General features: G+C 34.7%; 15 protein-coding genes. 7 read left to right on the top strand and 8 right to left on the bottom strand.

Annotation, left to right across the window (positions count from 1 at the left end):
• Positions 1–133: 133 nt before the first annotated feature.
• A complete protein-coding gene (locus AC3IS6_RS13340; protein WP_489160013.1) occupies positions 134–1,246 on the bottom strand; it encodes a lactonase family protein in 1,113 nt (370 codons plus the stop codon).
• Positions 1,247–1,519: 273 nt separating this feature from the next.
• On the opposite strand from AC3IS6_RS13340, the gene AC3IS6_RS13335 reads away from it, so the two are divergent.
• The 4 genes from AC3IS6_RS13335 to AC3IS6_RS13320 all read left to right on the top strand — a co-directional run bounded on the left by AC3IS6_RS13335 (position 1,520) and on the right by AC3IS6_RS13320 (position 5,966).
• Positions 1,520–3,448, top strand: coding sequence for a BatA domain-containing protein (locus AC3IS6_RS13335; protein ID WP_489160011.1), 1,929 nt, complete (start codon positions 1,520–1,522; stop codon positions 3,446–3,448).
• 80 nt (positions 3,449–3,528) lie between these two features.
• Positions 3,529–4,785, top strand: a complete 1,257-nt coding sequence (locus AC3IS6_RS13330) for a dihydroorotase (RefSeq protein WP_489160009.1) — start codon at positions 3,529–3,531, stop codon at positions 4,783–4,785.
• A 5-nt stretch (positions 4,786–4,790) separates the two neighbouring features.
• Positions 4,791–5,117, top strand: a complete 327-nt coding sequence (locus AC3IS6_RS13325) for a membrane protein (protein WP_017498824.1) — start codon at positions 4,791–4,793, stop codon at positions 5,115–5,117.
• A gap of 204 nt (positions 5,118–5,321) precedes the next feature.
• Positions 5,322–5,966, top strand: a complete 645-nt coding sequence (locus tag AC3IS6_RS13320) for an alpha/beta hydrolase (RefSeq protein ID WP_489160007.1) — start codon at positions 5,322–5,324, stop codon at positions 5,964–5,966.
• Positions 5,967–6,074: 108 nt separating this feature from the next.
• Here AC3IS6_RS13320 and AC3IS6_RS13315 read toward each other — a convergent pair whose 3' ends face one another.
• From AC3IS6_RS13315 to AC3IS6_RS13305, 3 genes are read right to left on the bottom strand one after another with little or no spacing between them, the layout of a single operon-like run.
• Positions 6,075–6,506 carry a hypothetical protein gene (locus AC3IS6_RS13315; RefSeq protein WP_489160005.1) on the bottom strand — a complete coding sequence of 144 codons (432 nt, stop codon included), beginning with the start codon at positions 6,504–6,506 and terminating at the stop codon, positions 6,075–6,077.
• 46 nt (positions 6,507–6,552) lie between these two features.
• Entirely contained in the window at positions 6,553–7,056 is a 504-nt protein-coding gene (locus tag AC3IS6_RS13310) for a hypothetical protein (protein ID WP_263360397.1), read from the bottom strand.
• A 13-nt stretch (positions 7,057–7,069) separates the two neighbouring features.
• Complete coding sequence (locus tag AC3IS6_RS13305) at positions 7,070–7,834, bottom strand: MBL fold metallo-hydrolase (RefSeq protein WP_489160003.1); 765 nt, start codon at positions 7,832–7,834, stop codon at positions 7,070–7,072.
• Between the two features lie 90 nt (positions 7,835–7,924).
• Here AC3IS6_RS13305 and AC3IS6_RS13300 point away from each other — a divergent pair, with 90 nt between their 5' ends.
• Entirely contained in the window at positions 7,925–9,385 is a 1,461-nt protein-coding gene (locus AC3IS6_RS13300; protein ID WP_173966794.1) for a TonB-dependent receptor, read from the top strand.
• A 149-nt stretch (positions 9,386–9,534) separates the two neighbouring features.
• Here the strand turns inward: AC3IS6_RS13300 and bcp are convergent, their stop codons facing one another.
• The gene (gene bcp / locus AC3IS6_RS13295) at positions 9,535–9,987 is read right to left on the bottom strand and encodes a thioredoxin-dependent thiol peroxidase (protein ID WP_489160001.1); all 453 of its coding nucleotides are present in this window, start codon (positions 9,985–9,987) and stop codon (positions 9,535–9,537) included.
• Positions 9,988–10,183: 196 nt separating this feature from the next.
• Between bcp and AC3IS6_RS13290 the strand changes: the two genes are divergently transcribed.
• On the top strand, positions 10,184–10,840 hold the full coding sequence (locus AC3IS6_RS13290; RefSeq protein WP_489159999.1) for an endonuclease III domain-containing protein: 657 nt from the start codon (positions 10,184–10,186) through the stop codon (positions 10,838–10,840).
• Between the two features lie 18 nt (positions 10,841–10,858).
• Here the strand turns inward: AC3IS6_RS13290 and AC3IS6_RS13285 are convergent, their stop codons facing one another.
• The 3 genes from AC3IS6_RS13285 to AC3IS6_RS13275 form a co-directional block, all read right to left on the bottom strand.
• Positions 10,859–11,923, bottom strand: a complete 1,065-nt coding sequence (locus tag AC3IS6_RS13285) for a tetratricopeptide repeat protein (RefSeq protein ID WP_489159997.1) — start codon at positions 11,921–11,923, stop codon at positions 10,859–10,861.
• A 755-nt stretch (positions 11,924–12,678) separates the two neighbouring features.
• Positions 12,679–12,822 (bottom strand): hypothetical protein, encoded by a 144-nt coding sequence (locus AC3IS6_RS13280; RefSeq protein ID WP_173966798.1) that lies wholly within the window; start codon positions 12,820–12,822, stop codon positions 12,679–12,681.
• Between the two features lie 51 nt (positions 12,823–12,873).
• Complete coding sequence (locus AC3IS6_RS13275; RefSeq protein ID WP_017498745.1) at positions 12,874–13,458, bottom strand: RNA polymerase sigma factor; 585 nt, start codon at positions 13,456–13,458, stop codon at positions 12,874–12,876.
• Positions 13,459–13,965: 507 nt separating this feature from the next.
• Here AC3IS6_RS13275 and uvrA point away from each other — a divergent pair.
• Complete coding sequence (gene uvrA, locus AC3IS6_RS13270; protein ID WP_489159995.1) at positions 13,966–16,761, top strand: excinuclease ABC subunit UvrA; 2,796 nt, start codon at positions 13,966–13,968, stop codon at positions 16,759–16,761.
• Positions 16,762–16,792 lie beyond the last annotated feature (31 nt).

Here is a 16,792-nt window from a genome sequence, read left to right as displayed (position 1 = left end):
GATTAAACAAAAAGCTCAAAATATTGAATTAAGAATAACTTAGTTCAATATTTTGAGCTTTTTTATTACTTCGAAACTCATAGCCTTAACTCCTTAGTATCTTAGAACCTTAGCAACTTAGTACCTTAATAAACTATATTCTTGTAAAAACCAACCCAACCGGAGAACACAATCCGATTCTCTTTCCGGTATCTGTTAATTTTCCAGTTGCTATGTCTCTTTTAAAAACAATAATATCATTGGTATACTGATGCCCCACTAAAAGATAATTCCCGCTAGGATCGATTGCAAAATCTCTTGGGCCTTTTCCTAAAGTACTGATTTGCTCCACCAGTTCAATTCCACCCTCTTTTTGAATTTTATAAACTGCAATCGAATTGGCATCTACACGATCTGTAACGTATAAAAATGCTCCGTCAGGCGAAATTTTAATGGCCGCCGCTCCTGTCCCTCCTTTAAATCCTTTTGGCAAAATGCTGGTTTCGGCGACTGCTTTCAGGCTTCCGTTTTTATCAAAACTAAAAGTAGTCAGCGTACCGTCTAATTCCTGAACCAGATATACAAATTTACCATCTTTGCTAAACGTTAAATGTCTTGGTCCGCTTCCTGGTTTTACGTCTACAGTTCCTTTAAGTGTTAAGATTTCATTTTTAGCATTGGCATTATATTTATAAATAAAAACCTTATCCAGACCTAAATCGTTAGATAAAACAAACTTTTTATCCGGCGAAAAAGCAACCATATGCACATGTGCTTTTTCCTGACGTGCTACATTAATACCTTTCCCTTCATGTTGAACCAACTGCTGTGCTTCGGAAATACTTCCATCTGTATTCTTTTTAAAAACAGCGATATTACCACCTGAATAATTCGCGACAAGCACATTTTTGTCATCATTAATCAAATGACAGGGATCAGCTCCCAAAGCATCATTTTTATTCAAAAAAGTAAGTTTTCCGCCTACCGGATCGTAACCAAAAGCACTAACCGAACTTTGAGGTCCGTTTTCGTTTACAGCATAAACAAATTTATTATCAGCCGAAACAGACAAATAACTTGGACTCACAACGCTTTCAGAAGAACTTTTCAATTTAAAAGCACCTGAATCAGCATCAAATTCATAAACATAAATTCCATTGCTCTGACAGGTATTCGTGTAAGTCCCTACCAGCAAATTGAATCTGTTCTGAGCTTGCAAACCTACACAGGACAAAGCAGAAAAAAGTACTACATATAATCTCTTCATAATCTTTGAATTAATTTTTATATACGCTAAAATAGGGAATAATATCTTTTCTGAACCCTTTTTTTATTACAAAAGGAATTACAAAAGTTACATTTTTCAAACAACACAGCTTACTTTTCCAAAACCCGCAAAAAATAAAAATTCATTAATTTTCAGCCTCAGTAACCTTTGCTTATAATCTCTCTCATAACTGATCTGTTTTGCGTAAAAATTTGTATTTTTGACCAGTGTCTTCGCGAAAAATAAAACGTAGTGAAGTAAATCGAAGCCCGAATGCATTTTAAACATCCCGAAATTCTATACTTTCTGTTTTTGTTAATTGTTCCAATTTTGGTTCATTTATTTCAATTACGACGTTTTAAAACCTCTTTCTTTACCAATGTTCGTTTCCTGAAAGAACTTGCTATTCAGACCCGTAAGAGTTCTAAAATCAAAAAACGATTATTGCTGGCTACCCGTTTATTATTATTAACCTTTATCATTCTCGCTTTTGCTCAGCCTTTTTTTCAGGCCAAGGACAGCAAAAATGCAGCTAACGAAATGTATATCATTCTTGACAACTCGTTTAGCATGCAAGCCAAAGGTAAAAAAGGTGAACTGCTAAAACGTGCTGTACAGGAATTACTGGAAAACACGCCCGAAAACACCACTTTTTCATTACTGACCAATACCGAAAATTATTGGAACACAGATATCAAATCATCAAAAAGTGCTTTACAAAACCTAAAGTACAGCGCTACTCCATTTGAACTTCCATCGATAATAGCTAAGATCAAAGCGCACAAATCAGCGCATAAAAAAGATATTATTGTTATTACTGATGCTGTAGGTTTAGCCGAAAAAGATGTAAAAAACATTGATACAGAAGAGAAACCCTATTTTATTATCCCGGAAGCTGAGCAAAAAAATAACATTGCCATAGACAGTGTTTTTATCAATCAAACCTTAGAGAACTTCTACGAGATAGGCGTTAGTTTATCTGCTTACGGTGAAGATTTCAAGCCTATTTCGATGGCGTTATACAATCAAAGCAAGCTAATTGCTAAGACCATTATCAATTTTGATGCAAAGAAAAAGAAAATCAACTTTACCATTCCTAAAGAGGCTTTTCATGGCTATGTCGTTATTGAAGACAATGGATTAACTTATGACAACAAACTATATTTCAGTATTCTAAAAACGAAGAAAACCAATATCATCAGTATTGGTGAGCCTGAAAAAAGCAATTTCCTGTCCCGAATTTATACGTCAGCAGAATTCAACTATAACAATTATTCAATTAGCAGTTTGGATTACAATAGTCTGGACAAACAAAACACGATCATTTTAAATGAATTAACTGAAGTTCCGCAGGCACTGCAAACTACTTTAAAAGCTTTTGTTGCTAAAGGAGGTAACTTAGTCGTGATTCCGTCCGAGAAAACGTCGATTTCAAATTTGAATTCTTTTTTAGGTAATTTTGGGAAAATTCAGTTTACAGCTCTTGAAACCAAAGCGAAGTTAATCACCAAAATCAATTTTGATCATCCGTTATTCTCCGGTGTTTTTGAGAATAAAATCACAAATTTTCAATATCCAAAAACAAACAGTTCTTTCAATCTTTCAAGCCCTTATCCGGCAGTTTTATCTTACGAAGATCAAAGCGTGTTTGTTACAGCCATTCAAAATCCGGTTTCCGGAATTACAGTTTTTTCCGCCCCTATTAATGCGGCAAATTCAAACTTTCAGCAATCACCATTAATTGTTCCCTTGTTTTATAAAATGGGACAAAACAATCAAAAAACAGGAGTTAATGCCCTGGTTATAGGAAGCAATCAGCCTTACTTTGTAGATGTATTATTAACCAAAGATGCTATTCTGGAAGTAAGAGGAAACGATGATTCTTTTATTCCCATTCAGCAAGTATTGAACAGCAAAGTCAAACTGACCTTCAATGATTTTCCGGAAACAGCCGGAAACTATAGTGTTTTTGATCGAAAAGAATGGGTTGAAAACCTGAGTTTCAATTACAAAAGAAGCGAAAGCGATTTGAGTCAGGTAAACACAAATGTCGTTTCAGATTTTAAAACCGCCGATACCATTTCAACCATTTTTAACACCTTACAAACTGAGCGTACAGACAGCCAAATTTGGAAATGGTTTGTTATCTTTGCACTGTTATTTTTAGCATTGGAAATGGCAATTATAAAATTTGTAAAGTAGTTTTCGGTTTTACTTTTGAAACATTTTACTTTTTACAAAAATCATTTTACGATTTCATTAAAAAATAAATTTCTCTACATATGAAAATAATCATCAGAAGCGCCAAAATTATCGATTCAAAAAGTCCGTTTCACAATCAGACTGTTGATCTTTTAATTGCAGATGGTTTAATTGAAAAAATAGGAACTTCGATTCTTGATATCGAGGATACAACCGAAGTTAAATTTGACCACTTACATCTTTCTCAAGGCTGGTTTGACAGCAGTGTTTCCTTTGGAGAACCAGGTTATGAAGACAGAGAAACGATCGCTAGCGGATTGAATGTTGCTGCAAAAAGTGGTTTTACAGCCGTTGCGCTTCAACCCAACTCCTTCCCAGTTATTGACAATCAATCACAGGTAAATTTTGTAAAAAACAAAGCAACCGGTTTTGCAACAGAACTTTTCCCTATTGGAGCTTTAACCAAAGCCAGCGAAGGAAAGGATATGGCAGAATTATTTGATATGAAGAAAGCAGGAGCCGTCGCTTTTGGAGATTACAACAAAAGCATCGATAATGCCAATCTTTTAAAAATTGCTTTGCAGTACGTTCAAGACTTTGACGGCTTAGTGATTACTTACGTTCAAGACCCTAACCTAAAAGGAAACGGAGTTGCCAATGAAGGAATCGTTTCAACAAGACTAGGTCTTAAAGGAATCCCTGCTTTGGCAGAAGAACTTCAAGTTGCAAGAAACTTATTTTTGTTGGAATACACTGGTGGAAAACTACACATTCCAACAGTTTCTACAGCAAAAACAGTAGCATTAATTAAAGAAGCTAAAGCAAAAGGCTTGCAGGTAAGCTGTAGTGTTGCTGTACATCATCTTGTATTGACTGACGAAAAACTGGAAGAATTTGATACCCGTTTTAAAGTAACACCACCACTTAGAAACGAAACAGACAGAACTGCTCTTTTAAATGCAGTTTTAGACGGTACAATTGATATGATTACTTCTGATCACAACCCAATTGATATCGAATTCAAGAAAATGGAATTTGATACGGCTAAAAACGGAACAATTGGTCTTGAAAGCGCTTTTGGTGCTTTATTAACCGTTTTACCTTTAGAAACCGTAATTGAAAAATTAACTTTAGGAAAATCTGTTTTCGGGATTCAAAATAATACTATTACCGAAGGCTCAAAAGCCAACTTCACTTTCTTTAATCCGGAAGGGGAATCAACTTTTACAAAAGAAAACATTCTCTCTAAATCCAAAAATTCGGCTTTTTTAGGAGCAGAAATCAAAGGAACTGTGTACGGAATATTAAATCAAAATAAACTTGTTACCTCTAAATAATTACAATGAACAATTCAATTGAAAAGGGAAAACCAATCGCTATCACCAGTTATATTTTGATTATTGGGGTATTAATTGCAATGTCGATGAACTCTGAAGACAAAAACAGCTTTGCTTCTTTTCACATCCGCCAGGCATTAGGACTTTCCCTGACATTTATTTCATTCGGAGCCATCATCAGCAATTTTGACAGCTTTTTCATTACTTTCCCGATGTGGATCTGTATTTCGATTTTATGGACTTACGGGATTTTTACTGCCATTCAGGGTCAAACAAAACCAATTCCGTTAGTGGGAGAACTTTTCCAAAAATGGTTTCAAAAAATAGGTTAATTTTTAAATTAAAATTAGAAAAAAAATCTAAATTTTAAATTCCAAACTCCAAAAAAGTAATCCTTTAAAATCTGCGTTTTCGCTTTAGAGAATCTGTTTCATCAGCGCATTAAATTTGAATATAGACAAGCAAAAACACCAATAAAAATCCTAATAAGTCCGTAATTCAGCTTAAAACTGAAACCGCGACTGAAAACTAAAAAAATGAATCTATCTCTAGAATATAAAATACAAGAACCAAAAGTTATCTTAGACAAAAATCCTGTTTTACTTTTGTTACACGGATATGGCAGCAACGAAGCCGATTTATTTTCGTTTGCAACCGAACTTCCTGATCACTATTACATCATTTCAGCCAGAGCTCCTTACGATATACAATATGGTGCTTATGCCTGGTATGCCATCAACTTTGATCCCGATCAGAATAAATTTTCAGACAATGAACAGGCAAAAACTTCCCGTGATGTAATTGCTTCCTTCATTGATGAATTGACTGCAAACTATCCTATTGATGCCAACAATGTAACTTTGGTTGGTTTCAGTCAGGGATCAATTTTAAGCTATGCCGTGGCGCTTTCGTATCCAGAAAAAGTACAACGGGTAGTAGCTATGAGCGGTTACTTCAACGAAGAAATCATAAAAGAAGGTTACGAAAATAACAATTTTACAAACCTGAAAATATTTGCTTCTCACGGAACTGTCGATCAGGTTATACCAATTGAATGGGCCAGAAAAACTCCGGCAATTTTAGAAAAATTAAACATCCCGGCAACTTATAAAGAATATCCTGTTGGTCACGGTGTTGCGCCACAGAATTTCTTTGACTTTAAGAATTGGCTGGCGGAATAGTTTTTAGTAAAAAGTAAAATGTGAGATGTAAAAATGATAAACCAATCATTTTTACATCTCACATTTTACATCTAACATCAAAAGCTATAAAAGCCGAAACGTTATAATCTATTCGCCTGTATAGATAATTTTACCATTCTTTTTCAGTACATAACCTTTCCAGGCAATTAACTGATAATCACCCTTTACCCAAGGCTCTCTTTCCGATTTTCTTTCTAAAAGGATTACTTCATCTTTAGTGTCCAGAAAAAGCTCTGCTTTATTTCCGTCAAAAATAACATAAGCCACAGTCGAGTATGTTTTTCCATCTTCGGCATGAGCCAATTTTGTACCTACTTCAAAAATACGAACACATTCATTTTTAAGAACAGACCAGGTATATCCCGCAGAACCTTTACAGCCATGAGCGTCAGAATCACCTCCAACAACAACTGGTCTTACTTCCTCTTTCTTTTCAGGAGTTTTATTCTCTTCAGCAACTTTCTTTCCACAAGAGAACGAAAGCCCCATCACAACCGCAAATAAAAAAATCTTTTTCATACGTCAAATATTTAGTTAAACCTCTATAAAACGAAACAATACATTCTTATTTTTGATACAACCAGGTTTGGTTTACTTCAAAAGTAATACTTTCATCATCATTAACAAAGTACTTTAACAAGACTTCTCCCCACAATTCCCCATTACTATAGTCTGCAATAATCCATCTATGATTTAGAATTTTTACTTTATTAATAATAAATTTATTCGGACCAATTTTATCCTGTCCCGTATAAGGATTCCCGTTTGGATTTGCATTTAAGTCTAATAATTTCTCTGTTACCAGTGGAATCAATTTTTCATATAAAATTACTTTTCCTCCACTAGCACCGTTGTCAAAGTAATTTTGTGCGTTTTCATTATGTTCTAAAGAGAAATAATCCGCTTCAGCCAGTTTTGTTGATACCAGACTAATACTATCTCTAAGTTTCTTCGTTGTCTTCTCATATCTTTCCTTTTCAAATTTTACTTCACTGCTGTAAAACATATAAGTAAAAACATTCATTAATATCGCCAGGATAAAAAGGTAAAGCATTAAGGATTTTTTCATTTTTGTAGTATAATTAAATTGTAATTTCTAAATTATCATAAGCCAGAAAAACATTTTCCGGCAATTGTCTTTGCACTTCTTCGTGAAAGCCCAAAACGTGACTGATATGTGTTAAATAAGCAACTTCAGGTTTCACCAGATCAATAAAATCTAGTGCTTCCTGCAAGTTAAAGTGAGTATCGTGTGGTTCTACGCGTAGCGCATTTACAACCAGCACTTTTAAGTTTTTCAGTTTTTCAACTTCCGCTTTATTAATGGTTTTAACATCCGTTAAATAAGCAAAATCATCAATTCGGTATCCAAAAACCTGCAAATCACCATGCATGACATTAATTGGAATCGCTATTTTATCACCAACTGCAAAAGGAATATTATTGACTACTTCGATCGTTTTAACGCTGGGTGCTCCCGGATATTTGTTTACGGTTTCAAAAACATAATCAAAACGACGTTTTAAATTATCGATTACGCGCTGATGTGCATACACAGGAATTTCGCCTTGTCTGAAATTATACGGACGAATGTCATCCAGACCGGCTGTATGATCGGCATGTTCATGTGTAAATAAAATAGCATCGAGTTTTCGGCAGCCACAGGAAAGCATTTGCTGTCTGAAATCTGGTCCGCAATCGATCACATAGGAATGCTCGCCCCATGTAATCCAAATGGACACACGAAGCCTTTTATCCTTAGCGTCAGTGCTTTTGCAAACAGGATGATCCACTCCGATTATCGGAATGCCTTGAGAAGTACCAGTACCTAAAAAATATACCTTCAATTGAACTTATTTTTTTTACAAAAATAGGATTATTTCTCTTTCATTAGAAGCCTAATTTACTAACTTTGTAACAAATCTATTTAAAATAAAATGGGTACAGAAATAAAACTCAAAGGTGACAAGGTCATCGAACAGATCCCTTCTATAAAAGACAAAGCGTTACGCATTAATTTAAACGAGAATATTTACGGAACATTTGCTGAAATTGGTGCCGGGCAGGAAACAGTAAGACATTTTTTCAGATCCGGGGGTTCATCGGGAACAATTGCAAAAGCAATGTCTGCCTATGACAAAGATTTTAGCGATGCCGTTTATGGAGTTGAAAGTGATGGTCGCTATGTAACCGAAGAACGGTTAAAAAAAATGCTTACCCTTGAGGGACAAATCATCGAGGAACGATTAAGCAGAGAAAAACATCCAACAAAGCTTTTCTTTAGTTATGCGAACACTGTTGCTACTATAGATTTTGCAAAACAATTTAAAGGCCATGGCTGGGTAGGAATCCGCTACCAGATTGAACCGGACGAAGCATACAACGAAATTATTCTACACATTCGTTTTAAAGAAACCGATGCCAGACTACAACAGGAAACACTTGGGATTTTAGGGGTAAACCTAATTTACGGTGCTTTTTACAAATACAACGATCCAAAACGATTACTTCGTTATCTATACGATCACTTAGACAAAGACCAACTCGAAATTGACACTATTAACTTCTCAGGACCACGTTTTGCGGATGTTGATAATCGTTTGATGAGTTTGCAACTGGTTAAGAACGGAATGACGGATGCTGTAATGTTTAATCCGGAAGGAAAAAACATTCTCCCGGCAGCCATCTTATACAAAAAGAACCTTCTTGCTTTAAGAGGAAGTTTTCGTCCTGTTACAAAAGTAAACATGGATATGTATGAAAAATCTCTTAAAATGTTTTTAGAAGAAAGCAAAGTAGACAAAGACAATACACTTGTTGTTTTCGAGATTACTCTTTCTAACTTACGTTCGGATGGTGAAATTGACGAACGTGACTTTATGGACAGAGCAGAGCTTCTTTGCTCTTTGGGTCAAACCGTAATGATTTCGAACTTTCAAGAATATTATAAAGTAGTAGAATATTTCGCCAATTATACCAAAGCCCGAATGGGACTTGCAATGGGCGTAAACAATCTAGTCGATATTTTTGATGAGAAATACTACCGTCATTTAAGTGGTGGAATCCTGGAAGCCTTTGGAAAATTGTTCTACAGAGATATGAAAGTTTTCTTATATCCAATGTTAGACGAAAATGGTGTTCTGATGAATTCAAACAACTTAAAAGTACATCCAAGAATGAAAGAATTATACAAATTCTTTAAATTCAACGGAAAAGTAATTGACATCGCAGATTACGACCCTCATAATTTAGAAGTTTTCTCCCGCGAGGTTCTAAAAATGATCAATCAGGGAAAAACAGGATGGGAACACATGCTTCCAACCGGTATTGCCGAAATCATCAAAGAACACCATCTTTTTGGATATCATCCGCAGAAAGAACTGGAACAAAATACATAATAAAAAAAAGTCCCCAACAAGAAATTTTCTTTTGGGGACTTTTTTTAGTTTGCAGTCGCAGTTTACAGTCGCAGTTATTACACTGTATACTAAAACTTGAAAAGTGAGACTGAAGACTGAGACTGAAGACCGAAAACTGAGACTCTTTTTTACTTCAAAATCTGCGCAGCATGCTCTTTCGTTTTTACCTGGGCAATCACTTCTTCAATAATTCCGTTTTCGTCTATAACAAAAGTGGTTCTGTGGATTCCGTCATACTCTTTTCCCATAAACTTCTTAGGTCCCCAAACTCCAAACGCATTAATTACCGATTTGTCCTCGTCAGCCAATAACGGAAAAGGAAACTCATATTTATCTTTGAATTTTAACTGTGCTTTCTGACTGTCGGCGCTTACCCCTAATAGCTCGTAATTATTCGCTTTAAATCGCTCAAAATTATCTCTTAAATCACAAGCTTCAGCTGTACATCCAGGCGTGCTTGCCTTTGGATAAAAGAAAACTACTAGTTTCTTTCCGACGTAATCCGCTAGCTTATGTCCTTTACCATCCTGATCAACTCCCGAGAAATTTGGTGCTTTATCGCCTTTTTGTAATGTTACCATTTATTTAGATATTTTAGATTGTTAGACTTTCTTAGACTTCTTAGATTATTCGATTGCTAGATTGTTTGATCATTAGATTACAACTTAGAAATAATTCATTCTCCAGAATCAACCAATCACAATTCACATTTTACAATGTACTTTTTACAAATCGCAATTAAAATAATACTATTTTTACGGGATTAAAATTACGGAAATGAATAAAGAAGCTCGCGTAACATTTGTTATAAATACGTTAAAAGAACTCTACCCCACTATACCTGTACCATTAGACCATAAAGACCCGTATACTCTATTAATTGCAGTTTTACTTTCAGCACAATGTACAGACGTTCGCGTGAATCAGATTACACCATTGCTTTTTGCAAAAGCTGATAATCCGTACGACATGATTAAAATGTCGGTTGAAGAAATCAAAGAAATCATCCGCCCTTGTGGTTTATCTCCAATGAAATCTAAAGGAATTCACGGATTATCACATATTTTAATTGACAAGCATAACGGTGAAGTGCCACAGAGTTTTGAAGATTTGGAAGCCTTACCCGCAGTTGGTCATAAAACGGCAAGTGTAGTGATGTCACAGGCTTTTGGAGTTCCTGCCTTTCCGGTCGACACACACATTCACAGACTAATGTACAGATGGAATCTTTCCAACGGAAAAAATGTGGTACAAACTGAAAAAGATGCTAAAAGATTATTCCCTAGAGAACTATGGAATGATTTACACCTGCAGATTATTTGGTACGGACGTGAATATTCTCCGGCCAGAGGATGGGATTTAGAAAAAGACATTATTACCCGAACCATTGGTAAAAAATCTTTATTAGAAGAAGCTGCCAAAAAGAAAACTTAGCAGCTCCTCTATTTAATTTTACAGTTTGCTTTTCAGCGCATTGTATTCATTTGTCATATTCAATGTTCTGTAAATACCCAAAAGTGATTTTGCAGCACCTTCATTTTTAGGTTCAATCGCCAATGCTTTTTGAAGATATGGGATTGCACTTTTTACAACTTCATCTTTCTGAATTTCTAATTTATCATACTGTTTCATTTCACTGGCAGTGGTTCCTAATGAAGACATCTGTTCCTGTATTTCTTTTCTAAACTGTACTTTCACATAAGCGAGATTAATGTAGCAGGTCATGCAATTTTGATTGACTTTTAACCCTTCTTCATAGTATTTTTCAGCATTACGGAAATCATTTCTCTCTAAATACGAATAGGCCAATGAAACCAGAATCTCTTCCCTTCTTGAAGGCGGGTTTATATTTCTCGGTTTTTCATAAAGACCTTCATTAATGCTTGACTCTCTGGCACTCATCGAAATGAAAACTTCTTCCTGTTTTGTTTTTTTATTAGTCGCATAAAAAAGCATACCTTTTCCGGAATAATTAAGTTTTCTAAGTTCCTCAAAATATTTAATTGCTGCGTTGTAATCTTTTCCGGTTATAGAAGAAGAAGCTGCATTAAACAAGTTTAAAGTATCTTTTTTATCAAACAAATACACTTCGTAACTCTTATCAGCGCTTTCTTTAAATTTTCCAGCTTTATAATCGCTATACGCCCCATCAACCAATTTGGATTTCATTTCTTTTAAAGCCGAATTCGCTTTAAATGCATACTTGTAGTTACGGGACTCATTCTCATACAACAATACGTCCTGATATGCAGCCAATGCCAACGTAAAATTACTTGCAGCATCTATATTTTTGGCTGCCAGATCCTTGTAAATATTTCCTTTTGTAAAAAAATATTCAGTCTTTATCTCGTCCGGCGCATTCAATATCAGATATTCTATTTTTTTTAAAACGGCTAAAGCTTCTTGGTTTTTTCCTTTACCATAATAAGACTGCGCTTCTTTTAATTCATCTTTTTGAGCAAATGCTCCAATACTAATCATTACTAGTAACGATAACATCTTAAGGTTCTTTTTCATTTTCGGTTTGGTTTAGTTGTTTAATAGATTTTAGGGTAATCTCATGAGATATACTATCGAAAACATTTAAACGGAAACAGCAAAAACCGCTATATCATTCCTTTAAACATCAAACGATAACTCACCATTCTTACTATTCTTTACAAAATACCAAGAGGAACAACAAACAAAACTAAGTGTGGGTAGTTTTTCTTCATAAATTATGTGGTTTTGGTTATAGATTTTTAAGCGGCACTCTTAAAATGAACTTTTCTATATATTGAAAGGTTTTTAATACACAAATCACTAATATAGAGCAAATTCATTACACAAAAATTCGCTTTTTAACTAAAATAAAGCTAAATATAAAATAAATAAATGAAATTCAAATAAAATATAGAAATTTAACAAATTATCCTCCTAAAATTCAAAGACAACTTACCCCCTACCATGCAAAAGCATATAAAAATATTAGGCTCACGAAGTTTAACCCCTGAAACATTGAAAAACCTTGAGGTTAAACACATTAATACACTTATATAACAGCATGCATACCGTATAAACTGAATAGAGTCATTCAACTACCAAAAGAAAAAAGAATGGATCTGCACTAAAAAAATCACGATTTAAAAAACACTAAACAGTTCTTACCCCTAAACCAATCGAAGCAAAAAAAAACTCACTACCCGCATTTTCATGCAAATAGTGAGCTTTCAACCAGAACGACCATCTGGTTTTTCTTTCGAAATAAACATCCGACAAATGTAGTGGGCTGTTTAATTAGCTATAATTTCAAAACTTTTATTTTCAATTTTCACAACTGTCAATGCTTGTGAATAATTCAATAAAAAAGAAATGACTTCTTTTTTAGGTTTTAAATCTTTAGAAGCTAATGCCTTTTTAGAGTAAATTTTCGCCATACCGTCAAAACGTTTTTATTATAGTATAACGAAGCAATATCCTAATTAGTATTAGTTGGTCAAAATAATTTGATGTTTATCAATTATTTTCCTCAAATTCATCAAAGCATAACGCATTCTTCCCAATGCCGTATTGATGCTGACATCTGTAAGTTCAGAGATTTCTTTAAAACTCATATCCTGATACATACGCATCACCAGTACTTCTTTTTGATCCTCAGGCAGCTCTTCGATTATTCTTTTTAAGTCAACTTCGACCTGATCAAAAATCATTTTATTTTCGATTGTTAAAGAATCATCAGACATGACCGAAAATATCGAAAATTCTTCGGTTTCTCTGTACATTGGCATTTTTTTGGTTTTACGAAAGTGATCTACAATCAGATTGTGAGAAATACGCATTACCCAAGGCAGGAATTTACCTTCTTCATTATAGGAATTACTTTTTAAGGTTTTGATCACCTTAATAAAAGTGTCTTGAAAAATATCATTTGAAATATCTCTATCCGCAATCTTTGAATATATAAAACCATATATCTTAGACTCGTGCCTTTTAATTAATGTCGCAAGAGCATTTTCGTTGCCTTCGACATAATTTTTCACCAATAGAGCGTCCGGAATATGCACATCAGCCATAATACTACTTTTTTAGTTTCTATTTAAAATTTGGAGTAATTTTATAAAAAGTAGTTTTCTTTTATAGGCGCGGCTTTTTGGGTTATGTAGTTATGTTAATATTTTGACCAAATTTAACAAATTAATATTTTAAAAAGCAAACAAAAAGAAGAATAATTAACAATAAATCGTTAATTATTGCAGTACACACTATTTTTTCGTTTTATTTCAAGTAAAAAAATGCAAAAACCACCACTATTTTAACACAAATAATAAGATACAAAACACTAAAAATTAAGCAATTACCCACTAAAAACAACTGTTATATCAATTTTAAAGTAAAAATTCTCTTTGTTATTTTTATTAATTGCTTGTACAGTTTTTTCACACCCATTCAATCGATTTTTAATTCTTAATCTCCTGTCATTATATTCTATTTGCAAAACTCAATTCTGTTAGAATTTGGAACAATCTGATTAACAAAACTCAAATCAAAATTGATTACTTTTGTAGAAATTGACTTTTTTTATGCAAATTGATCTTTCGACACTCGACCCAAAACATAATATTATCATTAAAGGAGCGCAGGTACATAATTTAAAAAATGTAGATGTTGCAATACCCCGAAATAAACTTGTTGTTATCACAGGTCTTTCAGGATCTGGAAAATCAAGTCTGGCATTTGATACGTTGTATGCCGAAGGACAGCGCCGTTATGTAGAAAGTTTATCTTCCTATGCACGTCAGTTTTTGGGACGTTTGGATAAACCAAAAGTAGAATACATAAAAGGTATTGCGCCTGCTATTGCAATTGAGCAAAAGGTAAACACCACCAATGCCCGTTCTACAGTTGGAACTTCGACTGAAATATACGATTACATAAAACTTTTGTTTGCCCGAATTGGTCGTACGTATTCCCCGGTTTCCGGACAAGAAGTAAAAAAAAACACGGTTACCGATGTAATTACTGATGTTAAAAATTTGGAACTGGATAGTAAATGGCTGCTTCTTGCCCCTATCCATCTCGAAGAAGGCAGACAGTTAGAAGACAAGTTAAAAGTACTGTTGCAACAAGGATTTGCCCGTATTTTAGTCAACAATGAAATGGTTCGTCTCGATGATTTTTCGCCAGCAGATCTTCATCAATTGGACAATAAGGACATACTGTTGATTATTGACCGTATCGTGGTTAAGGACGAAGAAGAATTCTACAACCGTCTGGCGGATGCTGTGCAGACTGCTTTTTTTGAAGGAAAGGGTATTTGCTATTTACAGGAACTAAACTCTGATAAACGATTCACATACTCTAATAATTTTGAACTGGACGGGATTACCTTTTTAGAACCCAACGTCCATTTATTCAGTTTTAATAATCCATACGGAGCCTGTCCTGTTTGCGAAGGTTACGGGAATATTATTGGCATCGATTCCGATTTGGTTGTTCCAAATACTTCCCTATCTGTTTTTGAAAGTGCTATTTACCCTTGGAGAGGCGAAAGCATGAGCTGGTACAAGGATGAATTGGTAAAACATGCTTATAAATTTGATTTCCCGATTCACAAGCCATATTTTGAACTTTCAGAAGAGCAAAAAGATATATTATGGAAAGGAAACCAATATTTTCAAGGTCTTAATGATTTTTTTAAAGAACTTGAAGAAAAAAATTATAAAATTCAGAACCGCGTCATGTTGTCCCGTTATCGCGGAAAAACAAAATGTCACGTCTGCCGCGGAAAACGTTTACGTGAAGAAGCTTCCTACGTAAAAATCAACGGTAAAACGGTTTCAGATTTAGTCGATTTACCCATTAAACATTTAGTTACTTTTTTCAAAAACATCGATCTAAATGTTTACGAGCAGCAAATCGCAAAACGATTAATGATTGAAATCAACAATCGTTTGTCCTTTTTAACCGAGGTAGGTCTGGATTATCTGACTTTAAATCGAAACTCGGCAACACTGTCCGGTGGTGAATCACAGCGTATCAATCTCGCCACTTCTCTTGGAAGCAGCTTGGTTGGATCGATGTACATTCTCGACGAGCCAAGTATTGGTCTGCATCCTAAAGATTCTGAGAGATTAATTAAAGTTTTGCTGTCACTTCGTGATTTAGGCAATACGGTAATTGTAGTAGAACATGATGAAGATATCATGAAAGCTGCCGATATGATTATTGATATTGGCCCCGAAGCCGGAACTTTTGGAGGGAATCTAGTAGCTCAGGGTACTTATGATGAAATCTTACAATCAGACTCCCTTACTGCCAAATACTTGAATGGTGATCTGGAAATTTCTGTCCCAAAAAGAAGACGAAAATTCAAAAACCATATTGATATTGTCGGAGCAAGAGAGAATAACTTAAAAAACATCAACGTTACTTTTCCTTTAGACGTTTTAACGGTAATTACAGGAGTCTCAGGAAGTGGAAAGAGTACACTGATTAAAAAGATATTATTTCCTGCCATGCAAAAAAAACTAGATAATGCTGCCGAAAAAGCAGGTCAGTTTAGCGAAATAAAAGGTTCTTTTTCACAAATAAAACATATCGAATACGTTGATCAAAATCCAATTGGAAGAAGTTCAAGATCCAATCCGGTAACCTATATCAAGGCGTACGATGATATTCGTGACTTGTATGCAAAAGAGAAACTATCAAAAATAAGAGGGTATCAGGCCAAACACTTTTCTTTTAACGTAGACGGTGGCCGATGTGAAACCTGTAAAGGAGAAGGTTCTATAAACGTCGAGATGGTCTTTATGGCCGATGTTTCGTTACCCTGTGAAACCTGTGGCGGTAAACGTTTCAAGAAAGAAATATTAGAAATCAATTTCGACGAAAAAAACATCAACGATATTCTAACCATGACTATTGATGATGCAATTGCTTTTTTTGACAAAAACAAACAATCCAAAATCACACAAAAATTACAGCCTCTGCAGGATGTAGGTTTGGGTTATGTACAATTGGGGCAATCTTCATCTACTCTTTCGGGTGGCGAGGCACAGCGTATCAAACTCGCTTCCTTTTTGGTAAAAGGTGTTACAAAAGACAAAGCTTTATTTGTTTTTGACGAACCTACAACCGGTCTTCATTTTCATGACATCAAAAAATTAATGGCCTCCTTTGATGCCTTAATTGAAAAAGGACATTCCATCATCGTAATTGAACACAATCTCGACCTTATAAAATGCGCCGACTGGATTATCGATCTGGGACCCGAAGGTGGTGAAAACGGAGGACATTTACTTGCCGTAGGAACTCCCGAAGATATTGTAAAAGTAAAAGAATCGGTTACCGGGATATACCTGAAAGACAAATTATAACTCTGGTAAAATTCCAATAAAAAAAATCCAA

The sequence above is a fragment of the Flavobacterium sp. KH_035 genome, assembly GCF_057839565.1.
Note: the sequence above shows the minus strand (reverse complement) of the source record. Positions and strands in the feature narration are given on the sequence as shown.

What these genes read in the sequence shown, in the direction of transcription:
- AC3IS6_RS13340 (WP_489160013.1), bottom strand. Translation starts at nt 1,246, where the DNA reads ATGAAGAGATTATATGTAGTACTTTTTTCTGCTTTGTCCTGTGTAGGT.
- AC3IS6_RS13335 (WP_489160011.1), top strand. Translation starts at nt 1,520, where the DNA reads ATGCATTTTAAACATCCCGAAATTCTATACTTTCTGTTTTTGTTAATT.
- AC3IS6_RS13330 (WP_489160009.1), top strand. Translation starts at nt 3,529, where the DNA reads ATGAAAATAATCATCAGAAGCGCCAAAATTATCGATTCAAAAAGTCCG.
- AC3IS6_RS13325 (WP_017498824.1), top strand. Translation starts at nt 4,791, where the DNA reads ATGAACAATTCAATTGAAAAGGGAAAACCAATCGCTATCACCAGTTAT.
- AC3IS6_RS13320 (WP_489160007.1), top strand. Translation starts at nt 5,322, where the DNA reads ATGAATCTATCTCTAGAATATAAAATACAAGAACCAAAAGTTATCTTA.
- AC3IS6_RS13315 (WP_489160005.1), bottom strand. Translation starts at nt 6,506, where the DNA reads ATGAAAAAGATTTTTTTATTTGCGGTTGTGATGGGGCTTTCGTTCTCT.
- AC3IS6_RS13310 (WP_263360397.1), bottom strand. Translation starts at nt 7,056, where the DNA reads ATGAAAAAATCCTTAATGCTTTACCTTTTTATCCTGGCGATATTAATG.
- AC3IS6_RS13300 (WP_173966794.1), top strand. Translation starts at nt 7,925, where the DNA reads ATGGGTACAGAAATAAAACTCAAAGGTGACAAGGTCATCGAACAGATC.
- bcp (WP_489160001.1), bottom strand. Translation starts at nt 9,987, where the DNA reads ATGGTAACATTACAAAAAGGCGATAAAGCACCAAATTTCTCGGGAGTT.
- AC3IS6_RS13290 (WP_489159999.1), top strand. Translation starts at nt 10,184, where the DNA reads ATGAATAAAGAAGCTCGCGTAACATTTGTTATAAATACGTTAAAAGAA.
- AC3IS6_RS13285 (WP_489159997.1), bottom strand. Translation starts at nt 11,923, where the DNA reads ATGAAAAAGAACCTTAAGATGTTATCGTTACTAGTAATGATTAGTATT.
- AC3IS6_RS13280 (WP_173966798.1), bottom strand. Translation starts at nt 12,822, where the DNA reads ATGGCGAAAATTTACTCTAAAAAGGCATTAGCTTCTAAAGATTTAAAA.
- AC3IS6_RS13275 (WP_017498745.1), bottom strand. Translation starts at nt 13,458, where the DNA reads ATGGCTGATGTGCATATTCCGGACGCTCTATTGGTGAAAAATTATGTC.
- uvrA (WP_489159995.1), top strand. Translation starts at nt 13,966, where the DNA reads ATGCAAATTGATCTTTCGACACTCGACCCAAAACATAATATTATCATT.